Source organism: Halocynthiibacter sp. SDUM655004 (genome assembly GCF_026015885.1).
Lineage (GTDB): Bacteria > Pseudomonadota > Alphaproteobacteria > Rhodobacterales > Rhodobacteraceae > Falsihalocynthiibacter > Falsihalocynthiibacter halioticoli.
Map to the genome: position 1 here is coordinate 1 of NZ_JAPDUG010000010.1, position 866 is coordinate 866.

1 protein-coding gene is annotated in these 866 nt (G+C 54.2%); it reads left to right on the forward strand.

Annotated features, from left to right (window positions below; all coding sequences use genetic code 11):
- The coding region (locus N9C89_RS16140) for an elongation factor Tu (RefSeq protein ID WP_263955052.1) at positions 1-864 on the forward strand (864 nt) is incomplete at its 5' end.
- Positions 865-866: the final 2 nt, after the last annotated feature.

An 866-nucleotide genomic window follows, 5' to 3' on the forward strand; every position in this document is an offset into this window, starting at 1 on the left:
GATGGCCCTATGCCACAGACACGTGAGCACATCCTGCTCGGCCGTCAGGTTGGTATCCCAGCCATGGTTGTCTTCATGAACAAAGTCGACCAGGTTGACGACGAAGAGCTTCTCGAGCTCGTTGAAATGGAAGTTCGTGAGCTTCTGAACGAGTACGGCTACCCAGGCGACGACATTCCTGTGATTGCAGGTTCTGCTCTTGCTGCTCTTGAAGACCGCGACGACGCGATCGGCAAAGACAAGATTGCTGAACTGATGACTGCTGTTGACACATACATCCCACAGCCACCACGTGCAGTTGATGAGCCATTCCTGATGCCAATCGAGGACGTATTCTCGATCTCTGGTCGTGGTACAGTTGTGACTGGCCGTGTTGAGCGTGGCGCTGTGAACGTTGGCGACGAGATCGAAATCGTTGGTATCAAAGATACACAGAAGACAACCTGTACAGGTGTTGAAATGTTCCGCAAGCTGCTTGACCGCGGTGAAGCTGGCGACAACATCGGTGCGCTTCTGCGTGGTATCGATCGTGATGGCGTTGAGCGTGGTCAGATTCTCTGTAAGCCTGGTTCGGTTAAGCCGCACACCAAGTTCGAAGCAGAAGTTTACATTCTGACCAAAGAAGAAGGTGGCCGTCATACACCATTCTTCGCGAACTACCGCCCACAGTTCTACTTCCGGACCACAGACGTGACCGGCACAGTTGAACTGCCAGCAGGTACAGAGATGGTTATGCCAGGCGACAACCTGAAGTTCGGTGTTGAGCTGATCGCACCGATCGCGATGGAAGAAGGCCTCCGCTTTGCGATCCGCGAAGGCGGCCGCACTGTCGGCTCCGGCGTCGTATCCTCCATCAAAGAGTAAGC